Origin of the sequence: Pectobacterium carotovorum, assembly GCF_900129615.1 — a bacterium.
Taxonomy (GTDB): Bacteria; Pseudomonadota; Gammaproteobacteria; order Enterobacterales; family Enterobacteriaceae; genus Pectobacterium; species Pectobacterium carotovorum.
Genome location: NZ_FQWI01000006.1, coordinates 41,189 through 60,876, shown reverse-complemented (window position 1 = coordinate 60,876; position 19,688 = coordinate 41,189). Strand labels below are relative to the sequence as shown.

At 47.2% G+C, this 19,688-nt stretch carries 17 protein-coding genes, 2 tRNA genes and 1 pseudogene; 8 read left to right on the top strand and 12 right to left on the bottom strand.

All coding sequences use genetic code 11. The annotated features are described in order from the left end of the window. Positions 1–274: 274 nt before the first annotated feature. Together BUB06_RS13355 and BUB06_RS13350 are read right to left on the bottom strand one after the other, a co-directional pair. The gene (locus tag BUB06_RS13355) at positions 275–2,125 is read right to left on the bottom strand and encodes a UvrD-helicase domain-containing protein (RefSeq protein WP_199689747.1); all 1,851 of its coding nucleotides are present in this window, start codon (positions 2,123–2,125) and stop codon (positions 275–277) included. Next, positions 2,115–3,986: an ATP-dependent nuclease gene (locus BUB06_RS13350; RefSeq protein ID WP_039473476.1), complete on the bottom strand. Its 1,872-nt coding sequence runs from the start codon at positions 3,984–3,986 to the stop codon at positions 2,115–2,117. The genes BUB06_RS13355 and BUB06_RS13350 overlap by 11 nt, the downstream gene beginning before the upstream one ends. Positions 3,987–4,755: 769 nt before the next feature. Between BUB06_RS13350 and BUB06_RS13345 the strand changes: the two are divergent. The 3 genes and pseudogenes from BUB06_RS13345 to BUB06_RS13335 form a co-directional block, all read left to right on the top strand. Continuing rightward, positions 4,756–5,146, top strand: a pseudogene (locus tag BUB06_RS13345) (ArdC-like ssDNA-binding domain-containing protein); the annotation flags it as partial. Between the two features lie 160 nt (positions 5,147–5,306). Then, positions 5,307–5,543, top strand: coding sequence for a type II toxin-antitoxin system CcdA family antitoxin (locus BUB06_RS13340; RefSeq protein ID WP_039473880.1), 237 nt, complete (start codon positions 5,307–5,309; stop codon positions 5,541–5,543). Between the two features lie 2 nt (positions 5,544–5,545). Next, entirely contained in the window at positions 5,546–5,860 is a 315-nt protein-coding gene (locus BUB06_RS13335) for a CcdB family protein (RefSeq protein WP_039360030.1), read from the top strand. Between the two features lie 475 nt (positions 5,861–6,335). Here BUB06_RS13335 and BUB06_RS13325 read toward each other — a convergent pair. Then, positions 6,336–6,411, bottom strand: a tRNA-Asn gene (locus BUB06_RS13325). 110 nt (positions 6,412–6,521) lie between these two features. Beyond that, positions 6,522–7,319, bottom strand: coding sequence for a DgsA anti-repressor MtfA (mtfA, locus tag BUB06_RS13320; protein WP_010307981.1), 798 nt, complete (start codon positions 7,317–7,319; stop codon positions 6,522–6,524). 93 nt (positions 7,320–7,412) lie between these two features. Between mtfA and BUB06_RS22150 the strand changes: the two genes are divergently transcribed. After that, a tRNA-Ser gene (locus BUB06_RS22150) sits at positions 7,413–7,493 on the top strand. Between the two features lie 60 nt (positions 7,494–7,553). Here BUB06_RS22150 and BUB06_RS13315 read toward each other — a convergent pair. Next, positions 7,554–7,940 (bottom strand): lysozyme inhibitor LprI family protein, encoded by a 387-nt coding sequence (locus BUB06_RS13315; RefSeq protein WP_039473473.1) that lies wholly within the window; start codon positions 7,938–7,940, stop codon positions 7,554–7,556. Between the two features lie 242 nt (positions 7,941–8,182). On the opposite strand from BUB06_RS13315, the gene BUB06_RS13310 reads away from it, so the two are divergent. Further along, a complete protein-coding gene (locus tag BUB06_RS13310) occupies positions 8,183–8,662 on the top strand; it encodes a hypothetical protein (protein WP_039473879.1) in 480 nt (159 codons plus the stop codon). A gap of 54 nt (positions 8,663–8,716) precedes the next feature. Here BUB06_RS13310 and BUB06_RS13305 read toward each other — a convergent pair whose 3' ends face one another. After that, positions 8,717–9,313 carry a YolA family protein gene (locus BUB06_RS13305; RefSeq protein WP_039473470.1) on the bottom strand — a complete coding sequence of 199 codons (597 nt, stop codon included), beginning with the start codon at positions 9,311–9,313 and terminating at the stop codon, positions 8,717–8,719. Between the two features lie 587 nt (positions 9,314–9,900). Between BUB06_RS13305 and BUB06_RS13300 the strand changes: the two genes are divergently transcribed. Beyond that, a complete protein-coding gene (locus BUB06_RS13300) occupies positions 9,901–10,068 on the top strand; it encodes a YqaE/Pmp3 family membrane protein (RefSeq protein WP_010280855.1) in 168 nt (55 codons plus the stop codon). 87 nt (positions 10,069–10,155) lie between these two features. Here BUB06_RS13300 and BUB06_RS13295 read toward each other — a convergent pair whose 3' ends face one another. Together BUB06_RS13295 and BUB06_RS13290 are read right to left on the bottom strand one after the other, a co-directional pair. Next, complete coding sequence (locus tag BUB06_RS13295; protein ID WP_039473469.1) at positions 10,156–11,577, bottom strand: DASS family sodium-coupled anion symporter; 1,422 nt, start codon at positions 11,575–11,577, stop codon at positions 10,156–10,158. A gap of 146 nt (positions 11,578–11,723) precedes the next feature. Beyond that, positions 11,724–13,073 (bottom strand): class-II fumarase/aspartase family protein, encoded by a 1,350-nt coding sequence (locus BUB06_RS13290; protein WP_039473467.1) that lies wholly within the window; start codon positions 13,071–13,073, stop codon positions 11,724–11,726. Between the two features lie 226 nt (positions 13,074–13,299). Here BUB06_RS13290 and BUB06_RS13285 point away from each other — a divergent pair, with 226 nt between their 5' ends. Next, positions 13,300–14,040 (top strand): GntR family transcriptional regulator, encoded by a 741-nt coding sequence (locus BUB06_RS13285; protein ID WP_039473465.1) that lies wholly within the window; start codon positions 13,300–13,302, stop codon positions 14,038–14,040. 126 nt (positions 14,041–14,166) lie between these two features. On the opposite strand, the gene BUB06_RS13280 is transcribed toward BUB06_RS13285, so the two are convergent. Further along, on the bottom strand, positions 14,167–15,639 hold the full coding sequence (locus BUB06_RS13280) for a sensor domain-containing diguanylate cyclase (RefSeq protein WP_039473463.1): 1,473 nt from the start codon (positions 15,637–15,639) through the stop codon (positions 14,167–14,169). 275 nt (positions 15,640–15,914) lie between these two features. Between BUB06_RS13280 and BUB06_RS13275 the strand changes: the two genes are divergently transcribed. Next, complete coding sequence (locus BUB06_RS13275; protein ID WP_039473461.1) at positions 15,915–16,829, top strand: lipid kinase; 915 nt, start codon at positions 15,915–15,917, stop codon at positions 16,827–16,829. Positions 16,830–16,899: 70 nt separating this feature from the next. Here the strand turns inward: BUB06_RS13275 and BUB06_RS13270 are convergent, their stop codons facing one another. The 3 genes from BUB06_RS13270 to moeA form a co-directional block, all read right to left on the bottom strand. Continuing rightward, a complete protein-coding gene (locus tag BUB06_RS13270; protein WP_039473459.1) occupies positions 16,900–17,499 on the bottom strand; it encodes a nitroreductase family protein in 600 nt (199 codons plus the stop codon). Positions 17,500–17,599: 100 nt separating this feature from the next. Beyond that, entirely contained in the window at positions 17,600–18,358 is a 759-nt protein-coding gene (gene moeB, locus BUB06_RS13265; protein ID WP_039473458.1) for a molybdopterin-synthase adenylyltransferase MoeB, read from the bottom strand. 2 nt (positions 18,359–18,360) lie between these two features. After that, entirely contained in the window at positions 18,361–19,596 is a 1,236-nt protein-coding gene (gene moeA / locus BUB06_RS13260) for a molybdopterin molybdotransferase MoeA (RefSeq protein WP_039473456.1), read from the bottom strand. Positions 19,597–19,688 lie beyond the last annotated feature (92 nt).

Sequence of the window (19,688 nt, the reverse complement as noted above, 5' to 3'; positions counted from 1 at the left end):
TTTCTAAATTTGGCTCCCTAACTGGGATCGCCTTTGCCAGTAACTGGCTAATAAATAAGCTAAACAGGATGAACTATTCTGTGTACTCTTAACATAACGGGCCTGTTTGAGTATTCAGACTAATACTATTGTGATTACTGTAATAAGGAATTACAAAAATGTCTTGCTTCTAATTTCTCTTTTATTTCCATACTGCTGGTTTCTCCTTAGACCAAAATTGCTGTTGCCATGGGGTTATCTGTAGCATTCGCTGAATGAGATGGTAACATTCTAATCAGGTTAAATCGCAAATATTCCAACCTGCAAACTCTTGCTTGGAAATGTGCTCAATCGGAAATCCTGATTTATTCATTGCAATGCATAGCAAATATTTAGGCCTCGTCAACGCGACATATATTTGCTTCATGAATTTCTTTTTCCTGGTTTCTGTCGGTTGTGCTATGTTTTCTGAAAGAATATAATCAATTAAGGTGGTGATATCATCAGTATGATATTTTGTCTCTAGAAGTAAAGTTGCAGCATGTGTCTCCCCTTTTACAGAGTGAATTGTTGCAATTTGATTCTCTATGATTCTTCCGTCTACTTCAATAGAGATGCTATTTCTAGTCGAACTTGATGGGGTGTTATTTATTACATCATTTTCAAAAGATAAAAAAAATTGATCTTGATTAGAGACATTTATCCCTAGATAAGATAATAATATAGGAACAGAATTCGCCCAAGTGTCTCTAGATATTTCGTTTGCCATTAGGGACATTACCAACAAGTTAAAATCAACAAATATTGAAGATAATTTAAGATGTTTCTTTATGTTCGCAACGGATATGTCAAATTGTGCACCATCTTGCATGGTGATTTTAGAATTGGATATTTTCCCAAAGTGAGAAATACCTTCAAGGATTAAACGGTAGGATTCGCTATTACGATTAAGTTGGCGAGCAGCATATATATATTGAATTAGCTTGGTATTTTTAAACGCTACTGTTGAACCAGTCTTATCAAAACTATCATAATAACTGCAAATTGTTAAAGAGTTTTCCTTTTTTTTACCAACAGCACCAACGGATTTTATCGGGTATTCACAGTCAATCGGAACTGCATGTGAACATAAGTTAGCGAAGTGCTCAAATACATTAGTGCGTGAGTTATCATCAACAAGGAAGATTGTATTTAGTGATTGGCTAGGATGGGCGATTTCTGACGTTAAGTTTATGCGATTATAACTTAGGTTTCTAGCAATTGATGCGATGGAGTTATTAAAACGATGACTATTCTCCACTTTATCTAACACTGAGTGGTTATAGGTTTGGTTCTCTTCCTCATTAGTTCCGTAAATAGCTTGGTCAGGATCGCCAAATCGTTGCATCTTAACTTTATCATTCAGAAAGATTGTGTTTAAAAATTCATCCTGAAACTTTTGAGTATCTTGCATTTCGTCGATAAAAATGATGGGGAAATGAGATTGAATTGCTTTTATAATATCAGGGTTGCAATGGATATAGTCTTTTGATATTTCATACATTTCGTGATAAAAGAAGTAACCTTCTTTTATCAGTGTATTTTTGGCATTTATTAAATCTTGATAACTGTTCGATTGTGATTCTCTAAGGAAACCAGGGATGTTAAGTTTAAGGCCAGCATCTATAAACTTATATTGCATATCTTGAATAGATGTTATTCTATTTCGTTCAAGATAATTTTTTGTTCCTCGATTAAGAAGATGCCATCCTCTCGCACAACATATTTCATCATCGATGTGTGTTATTTTAAATCCTTGAGATCGAAGATAAGGTATTGCTATGAATTTATTAACAAACTCTTGAATAGTACCAATAAAGTGTGGTGACGCTAATAACTTCCTACCATGAATACTCGTATGGAGACGTTCTATAATTTCTTTTTTAGCTACATTAGTATGTGTTAGGACGCATACGCCTTGATGTAAACTCTTCCACTTTTTTGCAATAATTAACAACTTGGCTGCTACCATTGTTGTTTTACCGCTACCGGGACAAGCCTGGACATCATTATATGATTGTATTATCTCCCGTCGGGCATCATCAAATGACAGATTTAACTCTCGCTCTACATCGTTGATGTCTCTTTCACTAATTTCAATGTTCAATTGGCATCGCCTCTTCATTAGGGAATGCTTCTGTCACGTATTCAATTGCCTCTATAATATAAGGAGGTAGTTTAGATTTTAATTCTGAAGGCCGCTCGCTATATTTCGATAAAATATTTGCTAGACGATAACTTACTTCGCTTTTTCCATCGCCTTTGCTTTCAATTTCACCATATAACTGAACAGATTTTATTTGTACATCACTGCTAAGGTTTTCATAGCCTACAAGGTTACCATGGAGGGCTTCATATAGTTCTTCACTTAGTCCATATTTGGCAAGACAGAACTCAAATGTCCAATCATTTGATATAAATGTTTTAACAAGATCTCCATCGAATTCGGCTTTAGTAAATTTTTTCTGGCTTATTTGTTCTGAAGTCAACTCATTAAGCCAATGTTGAAGGTTTCCCCCTCGGCCGGTAGTTTCGTTAGGCTGTATTTTTTGTTTAAATCCATAACTATTTGAAGTCGTTGCTTCAGCTTCATTTGGCCATAGATCTAAATCAGTAACACACGCCACTTTAATTGGGAGATAAGAGGGAGACAATGAAGCGGAGTTAGAACGATAAACTTTAGCGTACCTCTTTCTGGATAAACCATTAACATTAACCAATGATACGGCATAATCTTCCAGTGGTCGCCCTATTAATTCAGCTATTTTAGGGATTAACACCATCTCTGCAATTCCCTCAACAATCAATACACCTCTTGCAAAAAACATATTTGCCTTAGTTGAGTCTAAAAATTTTTCAAGAAATATATAGTCATCACCACTTAGGGCAGTGCATCCTTTTCTTAGCGGAAAGGCTTTTCCATCTTGCATTAAAATTAAACTTTCCAATGGGGCTTTTGATGAAAGCACAGGGCTATGGGTGGATAGAATACATTGAAGTTTATTATTTTCAGTCCGAAGATATTTAATAAATTTCAACTGTAGCTGAGGATGAAGATGAGCTTCTGGTTCCTCAACTAGTAAAAGTGAATATTGATCTTCCTCCTGACGAATTAGCATTAGCTCTGTAGCCATAAATAATAGGCTGTTATATCCTAATCCATGCTTAATTCCTGAGGTGTTGAGTTCAAGTGATAATTTTTCCAATATGGATTTGAGTGCAAATGCTTTCTCAGGGGCGCTCATGTCAGTGTATTCTTTGCTTCCCAATAAACTTAAAAAGGGTGTAAATATATTGGATTTAAATGTTAATGAGTTTAGAAGTGATGAGATTTTCTCTTGAGTCATTTGGATCGAATAGTCATTTTGAATAGCCTGTGTGGCGTGAATTAGTAACTCAATGATTCGCTGGGTCGCTCCTTCATCTCCGGCTAAACTGACATTACTTCCTAAAATTTGCGAAAGTCTCGAGGTTCGCCCAGCTGATAGTTCAACCTCAGCATCGCGTAGAGGTTTCAAATATGTTGAAGCAAGATATTCTCTGATATCTCGTTCTATGGCTGGACCATCATTATTCGAACCAGAGCGAATTTCCGTCTTAATAAATTGAGTTTTTTTGAATGGATTAGTTGTTATAATCGCTGAGAGATTTATATATAAACAGCACTTGTTTAATTCAGTTGTTACTTCTTCATTAGTTAAATGCTCTAAAAATAAGCCTAGCTCACGGACTGACAGATCTTCAAATTTCAATTGAATATATAACTCATTTTTGCCACTGAGAAAGTCAGTACTCTTTATACTCACCCATTCCACAGACGTAGTATCAAGAACAATCCGAATAGCATCGATGACAGAACTCTTCCCTGCATTGTTTTCACCAACAAGTAAATTAAGTCCTTTATTTAGCTCTAAAGAAAAATCTTCGAATTGTCTGAAATTTTTAATTTTTAGCTTTGATAAGTACATATTTTCACCAATGGTTTTAACTGTATATACGTTATGTTATGATAATAATAGTGGGTATGCCTCTTAGCATTATATCTAATGGGGTTTTATATGTGAATAAAAATGTTATGTTTTGTATGCTGTTTTTTTAGTGGGCATCACGTTTTTTTAGTTTTTTGTAGGGTATAGTAACTGATTGAAAGTTCTATAATTGCATGCCATGTTTATTGGCTGGATTGTCAGTGGATTGAATATTGATATGAATGAGTGCTTAGTAAAAGTATTTATGCTTTCTGTAATGAATTATTCTATCCTAAGGTGTTAGAGGATTTGTTGAATAAACGAATTTTTGGTAGCGATCAGGAATAAATCACCTTATTTCTCATCCTATAGTGATATTGTAAGTACCCCCTCAGAACTGAACCATCCGCTTTTTTAGATTTACAATTTGAGCCAACATCAGTAACGGCACAACGTGACATTTTTCTCAGAGAGTTCTACTTCAGAGTACCACCAGCTCAGATATGAGTTAATGAAACAAAATTCAACTTCTCAAACCCATTTCACCGCTGCGGCCTAAGGGGCGCTACGCCCGACTATACAGGGGCAGTTTTTTCTCCCGCGTGATTTCCATTCCCGTATCAGCTTCCGGTTAATCGTTTCCCAACACAACCCGTCCCGCAAGGGTAAATGGCACGCATTCTGCGCCCTTGCAGTACAGAACGATGCCGGGAAAGCGAACCGTCAGGCGATACGAAGACGAAATTCACACCACTGACGGAGAAAAAACATGACGACTTCCCTGCATACCCAGACTAGCGCCCCTAACACCGCAGCGGCGACCAGCGTATCCCCGCTGGAGCAGTCAGGCTCCTCAAAAACGAAATTTTCTAAAGCCAAAACCGATATTTATCAGACTGTCACCAACAACATCATTGCTGCGCTTGAAGCCGGTGTAAAACCATGGTCTTGCCCGTGGAAACGAGTGCCAGGCATGTCTGGGTTGCAGTGCGTCAGAACAGGGCTTCGGTGATTCACGCTGGATGACCTACAAACAAGCACAGGCAGTCGGTGGGCAGGTTCGCAAAGGCGAGCACGGCACGACAGCTATTTTCTATACAACCTTAGAGAAGGAAAACGAAGACGGCGACATCGACCAGATCCCGATGCTGAAAACCTTCAATGATTGCTGTAAACGATGGCTCAGGTATGACGACTGACTGTGAGGTTTGCAGGACTGCAACGGTAGCAGAGCCTGTTTTTGGTGTTATGATAAGTGTATTGTGCCGTGTAATGCGCACGTATTTCATGCAGGCACGTATTTCATACAGGAGAGAAACCATGACCGCGAAACAACGCAACACGCAGAGCGTGACCATGACAGTAGAGCGTGCCTTACTGGTAAGAGCGCGTGAGGCGGGCATCAATCTGAGTGCTACTCTGTCAACCGCCTTGGATGCGGAGCTTCGCCGTCATGAAGCGAAAAAATGGCAGGAAGAAAACAGGGAGGCTCTCGCAGCACTAAATCGTTTTCATGATGAGCAGGGTTGTTTCAGCGATGAATACAGGACGTTTTAACCATGCAATTCACCGTATACGGTAATACCGGGAAAAGCGTCGTTTACCCGCTGTTGCTCGATGTCACGAGCGATATTATTGGGCAATTGAATCGTCGGATAGTGATCCCATTGCTCCCTATTGAAAAGTATCCGGCAGGCCGCCGACCGGATCGTCTTGTCCCCGTCGTCAGGCTGACGGACGGCAAAGAATACGCCGTAATGACCCACGAGCTGGCAAGTATCCCTGTCCAGGCACTGGGTGCGGTGTTTTGTGATGCGTCGCAGTACCGCACTCAGGTAAAGGCGGCAATAGACTTCCTCATCGACGGGTTCTGACGTTTCTTTCTATTCTGTTAAACAGGCATGCCTTTAATCGTGGTTGACGGGAGCCTGTTCAAGTTCGTCTATCGTGCGGAAGAGAAACATCTCCCGGTTTTTCGCATCAAACGGAACCGAAATTCCGTTCCTTACCACTGTCCTGATACTGTCAAACAGCCTGATGAGCGCGATTTTGGTTTTGTTGTTCTGCATAGCATAAGTAGGTTTAACGTGAAGGTACAGACCGTGAGAATCGGAAACGTTGAAAGGTCTTGCGGATGGTTTTACGTTGCGGATTTTTGCGTCGTTAAGAGATATTTGGGGGTCACCCCGTCATCGAACCAACGTGACCCCGAATCTGACCACCACATTCACCCCAATGCGGGATACAGACGGAATGTGCACCGGAAATACTTTTGCACGTGAAGGTATTGAATAAAATGATAAAAACAAAAATCCCGCTTAAGTTTCCTTAAGCAGGATTTTCTAAATTTGGCTCCTCTGACTGGACTCGAACCAGTGACATACGGATTAACAGTCCGCCGTTCTACCGACTGAACTACAGAGGAATCGTGTGAACGGGGCGCATGATATCCGCCACCCGCGGTACTGTCAACGGCAAAATCAGCTTTATCGTCTGACTGTTTAGGCTGTGTACAATTCGCTGTTTTTTTATGAGTTAGTAAATGGATGGCGCACGGTAATTGGTGCTGCTTTGCCAGCTTTTTAGACGGGCGAGCGGATCCTGTCGATAGAACTTTTGGAAGCAGCGGTACAGATCGGGGAAACGCTCTTCGAGAAGTTCGGGGGCGCTGAAGAAATATTCCGACAACACCGCAAAGCACTCTGCCGGATCGTGGACGGCGTAGGGATCCATGCTGGCGGCCTCTTCGCCCACCAGATCGATTTCTTCCTGTAAGGCATCCATCGCGCTGTGCAGGTGCTGTTCCCACGCAGCAATCTCACGCAGCGGAATCAGGGGAACGCCCGTCGCCTCGCCGCTGCTGCGGATGTCCAGCTTGTGCGCGACTTCATGAATGATGAGGTTGAAACCGGAGAGGTCGAAGGAATCCTGCACTTCCTGCCAGTTGAGGATAATCGGCCCCTGATCCCAGCTTTGGCCGGACTGCACCATCTTCCCCTTATGCACGAGCCCGATGTCATCCTGCCACTCTTCCTCAACAATAAACGGACCGGGGTAAATCAGAACTTCATGGAAGCCATCCAGCGCATCCATTCCCAGCGACAGCACCGGCAGGGAAAACAGCAGGGCGATGCGCTGCTGCATGATGTCCGTCAACACCAGCTCCTGCAACGGAATCAGGCGCTTTTGCTTCAAAAACTGATCGGCAAGAGCGACCAGTTGCTGGAGATCTTCGTCGCTTAAAGGCGCGAGAAGCGGGATGGAAATCGCAGCTTGCCAGTGTTCAAGCGTCTGCACCTGAGGTTGAGTGTTTTTCCACGGCCATTTAATCATTGTTATTGCTCGTTCAGTCGTCACTTGAATTTAAAGGCGAGGGCGGGTGCTGTTAACATGCCGTAAAAGTAGGCATCATGGCAACTGCTAAACGGAGAGATGCCGGAGCGGGCCAGTCTCGAAAACTGGCGTAGGGCAACGCGACCGGGGGGGGGCAAATCCCCTGTCTCTCCACCGCTATTCAAACACTTACCCCGCATTTAGTCTGTGATGCTTTCCACACTTGGCAGTGGCTTAAAGTGGACAGCTTAAATCCCCTTCTTCACAACGTAGCATGGTTTTGAACTCTTTTACGCGCTCGGCGGTTTTCTCTGTCAGGCACTGGGAATACACCATGCCATGCACCGATCCTCCGGTTGTCGGGAAAGTCTGAAACTCACAGTCAGCGTCGCGATACGCGATCCATTTTCTCTGGGCTGACTTGAGCAACGCTTTGTGTTCTTCAATAACGACCCGCTTTACGACATCCTGATAAAGCCGATTCAGCTCGCCATCCACTTTTTTATATTCATCAGCAGCACACTGGCTCATCTCCAACTGTGTGTTGGCGTTGCCACAATCTGTGGCGGCGGCTTGCGTGATGGGCAGTAGAGCAAAAAGAGCAATAGCTAGCTTTTTCATTATTGATCCTCTGTAAGTAGGCGCTAGGTATGAGTATTTATTATACCTGCCATGCGTTCAGGTGCACATAAACTGTGCGGGGAGGGTGCTTTTATGTCGCTGAACATGTGAGCAAGTTGACGTTTACGGCGCTATTCCTTCAATCAAATAGGGACATTTTCATCGAGAATCCTATACTGAAAGCGCTGACATATCGTTTGCTTGGATGCATTGAGTATTCACAACGACTAGGAGAGAAGGATATGAAAATTGAGACTGGAGAGAACGGCCTTTTTGTACACCGTGCTTCGATCGCTAACTCAACGGCTCGGGCTGGTAATCAAGCCTCATTTGCAGCTGTTTTAGCTGGGAAAACGCAGGAGGTGAGTGCAAATAACGCTTCTACCTCCGCGACTCAGATTAAGAAATACGATTTCACGAATATGACGCCACAAGCGTTAACCGAAGCCGTAAATAGCCTGATCCAAAGTGGACAGATGGATCTCGACGAATCGTCATCATTGTTGGGTTTCATGGCTCCTACCGCGTTGTCTAAAGTCGTTTACGATGGCACCGCACCCGCTTCATCGCGCCAGCCTATGAACGTGTTCTCCAAAATTCAGGAAGGGATTGATGGGGCGTTATCGCGTAATGAAAGGTCGAGCGCAGAAAACCTGCAACGTGCTGCTGATGCGTTGCTTCGTTTTCAGGATAAAACAATAAAGGCTAATATTTCTGCCTAATGAAAAAGGCCAAATATAAATTGGCCTTTATTTATCTATAGGGATGAAACGATATTATTTAATGCTGATCTGAGTGTACAGTGTATTCCAGGGGGCATTGATTGAAGTGTCCTGGAATTTAAATATACCGTTCTGCGAACCGTCAAGGTTGTAATATTTCATCCATCCAACAACCGTGCCACCGACGGGGCAAGGGAAAACGTAAGATGTCCCTACCACACAAATAGAGTCAGTCTGGTAATTTTTAGAATTTGCTAATTGGCCAGAGTTCATCCAGGCAATGGCATTACCGCCATAGCCAATTTCCTGTACAGCAACGCGAAGTTGTGCCCCTCCGTGATCGCACGTTGTTGAAAATTGGCCGACAGTGGTCATATATTCCCAATTGCAGTTTGATGAACCGACAGCATAGATAGCAATCCGACTAAGCGGTGGTGCAGGTGCTCGCAGCGCACCAGTTTGTGTCGCTGCTTCTCCCGTTTCAGAAGCGGATAATACGCTGTTGCTTCCATCCAGTTGGGCGAAGGCTGTTTCGGTGAATTTAACTGGCGGGCCTTCTTTATCATTAAGACTTGATGTTTCTGAATAGGCATATGCGCTGAAAATCGTAGTCAGTGACAATAATAAAGGGAATGCGAATTTCTTTTTCATAACAATCTCCAATGTTAATCGCTGTTTTTAGATGCAAGTCCTTGCATCGCGATTAAGTTTAGAAAATTAAATTTGGTTTGCAAGGTGTTGAAAAAATATAAATCCAAGGGGTATCTAATTATTAATATGGTTGTTTTTCTTCTGCTATACATTTCAAATAATATGTTTTGATGGTTTTTTCTTATTCCCATGAATATTTAATCGGATTAATAATTATGGGGAATTTAATAAGCTGTATAACGCACATTACGGGAAGGCGGTGAGAACAGGCGTTTCTATGCGCTATACAAGTTTCCATTCGCTATACAAGATGTGGCCTTGCTTCATGAATGGCCTTGCGTAACTCTCAGTCAAATGTAGCAATCTGGTGGCGAGTGAAATACACCTCGGTCATCTTATCAATCGGGCACAGGCACGAGTGAACGTCATGATACATGCCCTGATGGAGAACGGTGCGGCTCTGGAGGCGTTGTAACCCATGCTTTCATTTTCTCTGCAAAGATTACTCTCAATCATCTCATCCCGTACTGACAAATCCCATGTGCTGAACTACTTTCATAAGGAATCATCACGTTACGGAGGTTGATATGGGATTTTGGCGTATTGTACTGACTATTCTCCTGCCACCGTTGGGCGTGTTACTGGGGAAAGGCATTGGTGGGGCATTTATTCTGAATATTATTCTGACGCTGTTAGGTTATTTTCCTGGGTTGGTGCATGCGTTTTGGGTGCAGACGAAAGATGATGGCATTTAGTGGCTGAAAAGTTGAATAACGCTAATGAAGAAATGACGGGAGGCAAATGGCCTCCCGTTATTTTTTGCGGACGTATAAGACAGGCGATCAGTAATAGCCAATCAGTTTCCACCACGCTAAACCGACGATAAAAATCAGGGCGACGTTAAACGTGACGATGCAGAAATTGATTTTATAGAAACGGTGCCGTTCAAAATATCCCTGAGCAAAATAGATAGGGCCGGGGCCACCGCCGTATTCGGTATTTCCCCACATCAGGTTGCTAAAAATCCCAAAACAGATGGCGACCATCATGGGCGGCGCGCCTGCGGCTATGGCGGTGGCGGCGAAGGGCGCATAGAGCGCGGCTACGTGACCAGAGGCGGTTGCAAACAGATAATGCACATAGATATAAAGGATGCCGAGAATAACGAAGGTTTCCATCGCGCCGAAACCCTGTATGGAATTACCCAGCTTAACGGTCATCCACTTGATGAAGCCGAGGTCAGACAATCCTGCGGCGAGGCTGATAATGACGCTGAACCAGATGACCGTATCCCAGGCTGCGCGATCGCTAAGTACGTCTTTCCACTGGACGGCCTGAGTGACGAACAGGTAGGCAACTAATGCCAACCCGACGGATGTGGCAGAAAAACCGGTGATCAGGCTGGTGCCCCAGCCAAGCAGCGCGAGAACAAAGCCAAACGCGACTTTTTTCTCTGCCGATTTCATGCTGCCCAATTCCGCCAGCGACCGGCGTCCCATCTCTTTGGCTTCTGGTGTTTTTTTCAGTTCTGGGTTCAGTATTTTGTACACCAGCAACGGCATCAGACAGAAGCAGCACATGGCGGGTACGACAGCGGCAATAAACCAGCCGCCCCAGGTAATATCTACGCCTAATGAGGTTTTCGCCAGGCTGCCGACGAGCGGGTTGGCGGCCATGCCAGTGAGGAAGATCGCGCCGGTGATCGGAGTAAACTGAAAGCAGACCATGATCAGAAAGTCCCCGATCTTTTTACCGCTAACGCCGGGTGTTGAGCCTAATACTTCATTAATGGAACGCACGATAGGAAAGATAATTCCCCCCGAACGCGCCGTGACGGATGGCATGGCGGGCGCCATGATGAGATCGGAAACGCCCAGTGAATACGCGATCCCCAGGCTGCTTCCGCCGAATAGCGACAGCATTTTGTAGGCGATGCGTTTTCCTAATCCGGATGTCACAAAACCCAGAGAAAGAATATAGGCACAAAAAATGAGCCAGACGGTGCCGCTGGAAAAACCTGCTAACGCTTTCGCTTCTGTTAATGTTCCAGTGAAAATAGTGATGCAAAGGACAAGCAGCATAATCGCGCCCGACGGCAGAGGCTGCGTCAATATTGCTGCGATGGTGGCGGCAAAAATCGCGAACATATGCCATGCTTGCGGCGTAAGGCCATCGGGAACCGGAGAAAACCAGATAATCAGGCCCAGCAGGAGAGGAATAATAACTGCGACTATTTTTTTCTTGGTGGATGATTCGGATGACATAACGTCTCCTTAATCGTGCAAGCCATTATTATCCGCCATCATTCCCGGCAACAGAGAGCCTGCCCAGACGCGTTATTATTTTGCGTCTGGGACGTATCGATCTCAGTCTGTTAATTAGGGTGATACCGGATAATCGCCGGTGATGACTATTTTCTTTCCGTTTTATTTAATACCTGGTCAACCATTTCAGGCGCGCTGCCCAAATAATTGACGGGATTAGTCAGGTCTTCGATTAATTTGGGGTCGAGTCTGCTGGAGACGCCAGGCATGGCATTGAGAACATCGGCCAGCGTGCCGCCTTTCTCATTCACGATACGGCAGGCATCGTAAACGATGTCATGAGCTTCCTGACGCCCAATATACGGTGCCAGCCCCATCATAACGGCTTCTGCCACAATCAGGCCGTTGGTCATATTGAGGTTTTTCAGCATCATTTTCTCATCAACAATGAGACCGTTTAGCATGAACTTGGCCTGATGAAGTGCGCCCGCAGAAAGAATGAAACTTTCTGGAATAGCGATCCATTCCGCGTGCCATGGGCCTGTGGCGCGTTCCAGATCTTGCACCATCGCATCCAGCATTAACCCAGCCTGTTGGCGAACGCCCTTGGAACAGGCCAGCATCAGCTCGCTGGAAATAGGGTTACGTTTTTGCGGCATGGTGCTGCTGGCCCCGCGGCCTTTGACAAACGGTTCATACAGCTCGCCGAATTCGTTGGAGGCCATCAGCATGACGTCATAGCCAATTTTCCCTAACGAACCTGTGATTACTGCCAGCAGGTTGACGGCTTCGGCAAATCCATCACGAGCAACATGCCAGGTTGAGGTTGGTACGCCCAGGCCAAGCTCGGCCATCAGCGCTTTTTGTACCGCCAGCCCTTTGTCGCCCAACGACGCCAATGTCCCCGCAGCACCCGCGAACTCGCCTACCAGTACGCGAGGACGCATCTGGGCAAGGCGCTCGGCATGACGGTCGAACATATCCAGCCAGATGGCGGCTTTGTAGCCGAACGTAATCGGTAGTGCCTGTTGTAAATGGGTACGTCCAGCCATTGGCGTATTACGGTAACGCGCGGCCAGCCCGGCCAAAATAGAGCGCAGGGCGTCGATGTCCGCTTCAATTAACGCGAAGGCATCACGGATTTGCAGCACCACGGCGGTATCCATAATGTCCTGTGTTGTTGCGCCCCAGTGTACATAACCGCCAGATTGGCCAGCTTGTTTGGAAATCTGGTGTACCAGCGGCAGGATAGGGTAGCCCACAATTTCTGTTTCGTGGCGCAGCAGCTCAAAATCGAGCGTGTCGGCGTTACAGCTGGCCGTAATTTCTGCGGCAGCGTCTTCTGGAATTACGCCACAGCGCGCCTGCGCGTTGGCCAGTGCGATCTCTACTTCTACATACTTACGGATGAGTTCCCGATCATCGAAGATCGCCCGCATTTCCGGGGTACCAAATGAATCACGGAATAGGACTGAATCAAGCACATTCGAAGCCATAACGCCTCCTGAAGCGAGTGTATTAGTGATAAGATGCAGGCCATATTTGCAATAAAATGAAGCGTGTTTCCCTTGATAACGGATATGACCTGAAAGAGTAAATATGCGGACAAGTTTAAATGTCCGTACATGTTATGCTTATAACAACATGTACGGACAAGTTAGGGAAGCAGATGAGTGTCATTTTGTGATGCAGGGCATCAATATTGATTAAGAGCGTGAGCCGATGAAAGAACCCTTGTATAAGCGTATTGCCCGTGAACTCAGCCAAAATATTACGCTAGGCCTGTATCCGGCGGGGTCGTTAATCCCCTCCGAACTGGAGCTCTGTGAGCAGTATCAGGTCAGTCGACATACCGTCAGGGAGGCGCTGCGCGATCTAACGGAGGCGGGGTTGCTATCCCGTCGCAAGGGCGTGGGCTCGGTTGTTGTCGATAATGATGAAAAGCGCGAACGCAACCATCCTCTGGCTAGCCTTGAGGATCTGTTCGTACTGGCAAAAACCAATCTGCGCGTCGTGAAGAAGATTGATGAAATCGTGGCGGATGTTGAACTGGCACAGATTATCGGCGGCAAGCCGGGCGATCGCTGGCTGCATATTGCCAGCATTCGTGAAGACAGCGAGAAAAAGGACTCCCCGATCTGCTGGACTGATAGCTACGTTAGCCCGGATTATGCCAAGGTCAAAAGTCTGGTGCGCAGCGATCCGTTTGCTTTAATTAGCGATTTGATTGAAAAGCACTACGGCGTACAGGGGGAAGAAGTGCGCCAGACGATCTCTGCCGTGGGTGTTCCGGCCAAAATAGCGAAAACGCTGGGCGTTGATGTCGGCTATCCGGCATTAAAAATCATCCGCCATTATCTTGACCGCTCGGGAAACGTCTTTGAAACCACGGTGTCGATCCATCCGGCAGACCGATACACCTGCTCTATTACGCTGAAACGGCAAACGGGAAACCGAACATAATCCGTTTGATACCTTATTGAAGCCCGCTGGTTTTCTATCGAAATGTGCCTGCGTATTCATGCAGGCACTATTCATGCGGGCACTATCCACGCGCCACTATTCCTGTTGCTATTGCCCTGATGGCTATTACGCCGAACTTACCACCTGATTACGCCCCTGCTGTTTCGCCTGATAGAGCGCGATATCGGCGCGGTTAATCAGCATACTCAGTGTCTCGCCTGCCCGATATTCAGCAACGCCGCAGCTGGCTGTCACCTGAATGACGCATTCACGGTAGGGAAGGTGCGTGGTTTCAATACCATGGCGTAGCGCTTCGGCACGCTGCTGTGCGGCGTTGAGATCGCAATCGTCGAGCAAAATGACGAATTCCTCGCCTCCCCAACGGCAGGATTGATCGCTGGAGCGGGTGTTGCTCGATAAAATGGCGGCAACCTCTTTTAAAACCAGATCTCCGACGTTGTGGCCGTACTTGTCATTAATTTTCTTAAAGTGGTCAATATCAATCAGAATCAGGGAGAGCGATTTATGCTGTAAGGCATTTTTCGTCCCGAGACGACGGAATAAATAATCAAATGCCTGACGGTTCATGAGGCCCGTTAATTTATCGGTCGTCGCCATCTGTTCCAGACGACGTTGATAGCCGCCAATGGTCAACCACAACAGGAACAGGAAGAGGACGCTGACAAACGTGCTGATGCCCAGATTCTTTAGCAACGTGGTGAACAGCCGTTTTTCGCTGGGGTGACTGGTTTGCTCAACCATCAAATACCAGCCGAATTCAGGGATGAGCCGAGTGTTGAGGAAAATCTGTTCCCCGTTTGACTGATATTCATAAGCACCGCCGGGAGAAGTCAAAATCGTGGTCGCGATCCGGTTCAGCCCCGGCTGTTCTTGAATTTGCAGCGGACGGGTGTAGGTTTCCCCGTGTAGCGTAATGTTGCCTTCTTTATCAATGAAATAGATGGTCCGGTTATAGCGCTGTTCGTATTTTTCAATAAGATGTTTAACGCGCTCAACCGGGATGCCTACGCCAGTAATGCCAATAAAATTGTCTTCATAATCCATGACTTTATGGTTGATGAAAATATCCAGACGAGTGCGCTCTTCAGGATCGACGCGGAGATCGACAACGTAAGGCATGTCATCCGATAGCGCTCTGTGCTGGAAATACCATTGATCGTCGGGAGATGATTCCGAGACAGTTTTCAGGATGCGTTGCTGATCGTAATAGAGCCCGGTTTTATCAGAAATGAAAAACGAAAATACGGTGTTGAAGCGGCGATCGATCTCCTTCAGATAGCGGAATAGGGCCTGCGGATCGCTTTCATTTTTCAGCACCCAGTCGCGTAAAAAAGTGTCGTGCGCCATTAGCGACGAAATAAAGATAGGTTTTAACAAATCCTGCTGGATTTCCGAATAAACGTTATCGCTGGTCAGCGGTAGGGTATTTTCTTCGATCTCTTCTTCCAGCGACTCTTTAGCGACTTCATAGCTGGTCCAACTAATCACCAGAAAGGCGGCGAGCAGCATGGAGCCGAGTATTATGATTGCGCGTGTTTTATCCAGCCAGCGGGCGTTATTGATGAATCCAGTCTGCAAAGTAATCTCCCCAGAGAATCATTGATGAGATAAATGAGTAAATCCCTGTTTTCACATAAAAATGGTGATGCAACATTTTACTGGAATGACGTTATGGAACAGTGGGTAAAGGAGTCGCTGACTCGTAGAATTCAGTATAGTGGTTCCCGTGTGGAAGTATTAGCGGCAGACTGCCGGAACGTAATGTTTTGTATTTTATTGTGGGCTTGTTAAAGCTCTCTTGTCGGTTTGATTATCCCTATGGTTAGATTTAATCAATCAATGATGTTGGGTGGATGACGATGAGCCATTATTCAGCAGCGAAGGAATCAGGCCCAACAGCGCTTTTATTTATTAATAAACAGGCGCGGAACGGTGATTCCTCCGCGCGCTATGTGAAAGAATTATTACAACAAAGCCAGATTGGCATCGTCGAACCGGATGAAAAAGACACGGGTTCGTGTAGCGATATTATACGTGCGTATGCGGATCGGGTGGATTTTGTGATTATCGGCGGTGGCGATGGCACGCTGAATTCAGCCGCGCCCGGCCTGGTGGATACCGGGTTGCCGCTGGGCGTGCTGCCATTAGGGACGGCGAATGACTTTGCCCGTACGGTGGGGATACCCAGAGAGATTCGGCAGGCCGTGCAGGTTATCGCTAACGGGCAGCGGCGCGCCGTTGACTTGGGTGAGGTCAACGGGCATCTGTTCTTTAACGTTTCCAGTATTGGGTTTTCTGCTGCATTGGCGCGCGGGCTGTCGGCGAAATCCAAGAAACGGTGGGGAACATTAGGCTATGCGCTGGCGGCCTTTAAGCTTTTGAAGCAAAGCCGTCCTTTCCGCGTGGAAATTGAGCATGACGGCATCAAAGAGCGGGTGAGAACGGTACAGGTGTCGGTGGGGAATGGACGTTTCTACGGCGGCGGCATGGCGGTGGCAGACAGTGCTGCGCCTGATGATGGTCGGCTGGATGTGTATAGTCTGGAGGTTTCTCACTGGTGGGAAATGGTGGCGCTGATTCCCTTTATCCGCAAGGGAACGCATGGTCGCTGGCGCAAAGTCCGCGCTTTTTCTGCCAGAGAACTGACGTTGAGTACCTCGAAGCCGCACGATATCAATGCCGACGGTGAGCTGATTGGCAAAACGCCAGCGGTATTCGGGATCAGAGAAAAGGCGATTCAGGTTTTTGCGCCACCGGTGCCTGATTAAAATCTGAACCTAAAACAAACAGGGACACCACATGGTGTCCCTGTTTGTTTATAAAGAATGAGTCAGCGGATTATTTAAATACGCGGAAACGTTCTTCAAAGGAAATATAGGTTTTCTCACCGGCCGGCTGCTCGATTGAGCCAAATGGCATTTGAGCACGCAGCTTCCAACTGGCTGGTAGATCCCACTGTGCTTTAACATCATCGTCGATCAGTGGATTGTAGTGCTGGAGCGTGGCGCCAATTTTTTCCTGCGCCAGCGTAGACCACACGGCAAACTGAGCAATACCGGTTGAATGTTCAGACCAGACCGGGAAGTTATCGGCATAAAGCGCGAATTTTTCCTGTAGTGATTCAATCACGGCGGTGTCTTCAAAGAACAGGACGGTACCCGCGCCAGCGGCAAAAGAAGCGAGTTTATTTTCTGTCGGGGCAAAAGCGTCTGCTGGTACAATTTTCTTCAACTGCTGCTTAACAATATCCCACAGTTTGTGATGCTGCTCGCCGAACAGAATCACAACGCGTGAGCTTTGTGAATTAAAAGAGGAGGGGCTTTCATTAACGGCTGCGGTAATGAGGGCGGTAACCTGATCTTCTGATATCGGTAACTTATTGCCGATGGCATAGATTGAACGACGGGCCTTGATTGACTGCAAAAAAGCATTACTCATGGTGTGTTCCTCAGTTTACGTGATGATTTGCCTTGGTACTGTGTCACTGATTTTCGCCGTATTCAATGGCTTATCGTGCCGGATGCCAATCTTTCCTTTTTCAGCCTGATTTGCCGCAGACGTCGCAGTGCGGGTTTTTCGGCAGCATCATTTCACGAAATTGCAGCGTCATCGCATCGAACATCAGCAGCCTCCCTGTCGCTAGCCTGCCGTAACCGGTCAGCAGCTTAATGGCTTCCATCGCCTGCAAACTTCCGATGGTACCCACCAGCGGCGACATCACGCCTGCCTCGACGCAGGTCAGCGCATTGGCACCGAACAGACGGCTGAGACAATGATAGCAAGGTTCATCGGGCTGATAGGTAAAGACGCTGATTTGGCCTTCCATTCGAATTGCCGCCCCAGAAATCAGCGGCTTCTTAAGCTGAAAGCCAATGCGGTTTAGGCGGTTGCGAATGGCGACATTGTCGGTACAGTCCAGCACCGCATAGTGTTTGCTGACCAGCTCGCTCAACGCTTCGTCATCGAGATCGCCATCAACCGTATCGAGCGAAAGATGTGGATTCATGTCGGATAACGTCAGACGTGCCGATTCAACCTTCGCCATGCCGATACGGGCATCGCGGTGCAAAACCTGGCGTTGCAGGTTAGACAGAGAGACGGTATCAAAATCCAGCAGCGTTAAATGGCCGACGCCCGCCGCGGCCAGATACTGCGCGGCGGCACAGCCTAGCCCACCCAGCCCGACAATCAGCAGGCGTGAAGCCTTCAGTTTTTCCTGTCCGTCAAAATCAAAGCCGCGCAGCACAATCTGTCGATTGTAGCGCAGCGTCTCTTCATCGCTCAGTTCCGGCAACATACTCAGTGTCCCAGCAACGCATTGAAGGGCTCGATTTCGACCCATTCGCCAGCGGCGACGCGACCGCGATCTTGCTCCAGTACGATGAAGCAGTTACCGAGGCTGAATGAGCTGAAAACGTGTGAACCCTGATGCCCGGTGGTTCTCACTTCCAGTTCACCCTGTGCGTTACGGCTGAAAATGCCGCGCTGGAAATCGGTGCGCCCCGGCGTCTTTTTCAGTGCGCTGGTGGTTTTGACGCGAACACGCGGCGGCAGGTGCCATTGTGTATAGCCAGACAGGCGGGCCAGCAGCGGCTGAACCAGTTGATAGAACGTCAGCGCAGCAGAAACCGGATTCCCCGGCAGGCCGCAGAACCAGGCGTGTTGCAATTTGCCGAAGGCGAAAGGTTTACCGGGTTTGATCGCCAGCTTCCAGAAGTGGATATCGCCCAGTTCATCCAGCATTTGCTTGGTGTAATCCGCCTCGCCAACGGAAACGCCGCCGCTGCTAATCACCAGATCGGCAAGTTGATCGGCCTCGTGGAACGCGGCGCGCAGCGCGGCCGGATCGTCACGGATAATCCCCAGATCGTGCACTTCGCAGCCCAGCTGTTCCAGCATCAAACGGACGGCGAAACGGTTGGTGTCATAAATCTGACCGTCTGCCAGCGGTTCGCCGACGGGTTGCAGCTCATCACCGGTTGAAAACACCGCGACTTTCAGGCGGCGCACCACGTCAATCTGCGCAATCCCCAGTGATGCCAACAGCGGCAGCTCCGCCACGCCCAGCTTGGTGCCTGCGGGTAACACGCTGGCACCCGCCTGAATATCTTCTCCCGCCAGACGAATATTCTGGCCGGGTTTTACCTCATGGGGAAAGCGGATACCGTCCTCGCTGACTTCAGCTTCTTCCTGCATGATCACCGTATCGGCTCCTGCGGGAATCGGCGCGCCGGTCATGATGCGAATGCAGGTTCCGGCAGGCCAGTCACCAGTGAAGGGGGCGCCAGCGAACGCTTTACCCGCCAGCGGCAGCGTTGTTGAAGCGGACAAATCGGCGCAGCGTACGGCATAGCCATCCATCGCGGAATTGGCGAAAGGCGGGACGTTAATCGGGGAGGCAATCGCATGGGCGGTGATCCGTCCTGCGGCGTCGAACAGGGATACGCGCTCTGTCTCGGTAAGGGAAGGAACCTGAGAAAACATGTTTTCCAGAGCTTGTTCAAGAGTCAGTAAACCTGCGTTAACGCTTTCCATCTTCACTCCACAGTGTGTTTCATCAATACGACTGATTTTATTAATATGACTTATTTCATCAGTAAGAATCGTGTTGCGGCAACGCGCCGTTC

Coding starts and splice junctions, on each gene's coding strand:
- moeB (WP_039473458.1), bottom strand. CDS start 18,358: ATGTTGCCGGAACTGAGCGATGAAGAGACGCTGCGCTACAATCGACAG.
- BUB06_RS13270 (WP_039473459.1), bottom strand. CDS start 17,499: ATGAGTAATGCTTTTTTGCAGTCAATCAAGGCCCGTCGTTCAATCTAT.
- BUB06_RS13300 (WP_010280855.1), top strand. CDS start 9,901: ATGGGATTTTGGCGTATTGTACTGACTATTCTCCTGCCACCGTTGGGC.
- BUB06_RS13305 (WP_039473470.1), bottom strand. CDS start 9,313: ATGAAAAAGAAATTCGCATTCCCTTTATTATTGTCACTGACTACGATT.
- BUB06_RS13295 (WP_039473469.1), bottom strand. CDS start 11,577: ATGTCATCCGAATCATCCACCAAGAAAAAAATAGTCGCAGTTATTATT.
- BUB06_RS13350 (WP_039473476.1), bottom strand. CDS start 3,986: ATGTACTTATCAAAGCTAAAAATTAAAAATTTCAGACAATTCGAAGAT.
- BUB06_RS13315 (WP_039473473.1), bottom strand. CDS start 7,940: ATGAAAAAGCTAGCTATTGCTCTTTTTGCTCTACTGCCCATCACGCAA.
- BUB06_RS13285 (WP_039473465.1), top strand. CDS start 13,300: ATGAAAGAACCCTTGTATAAGCGTATTGCCCGTGAACTCAGCCAAAAT.
- BUB06_RS13335 (WP_039360030.1), top strand. CDS start 5,546: ATGCAATTCACCGTATACGGTAATACCGGGAAAAGCGTCGTTTACCCG.
- mtfA (WP_010307981.1), bottom strand. CDS start 7,319: ATGATTAAATGGCCGTGGAAAAACACTCAACCTCAGGTGCAGACGCTT.
- moeA (WP_039473456.1), bottom strand. CDS start 19,596: ATGGAAAGCGTTAACGCAGGTTTACTGACTCTTGAACAAGCTCTGGAA.
- BUB06_RS13310 (WP_039473879.1), top strand. CDS start 8,183: ATGAAAATTGAGACTGGAGAGAACGGCCTTTTTGTACACCGTGCTTCG.
- BUB06_RS13340 (WP_039473880.1), top strand. CDS start 5,307: ATGACCGCGAAACAACGCAACACGCAGAGCGTGACCATGACAGTAGAG.
- BUB06_RS13275 (WP_039473461.1), top strand. CDS start 15,915: ATGACGATGAGCCATTATTCAGCAGCGAAGGAATCAGGCCCAACAGCG.
- BUB06_RS13290 (WP_039473467.1), bottom strand. CDS start 13,073: ATGGCTTCGAATGTGCTTGATTCAGTCCTATTCCGTGATTCATTTGGT.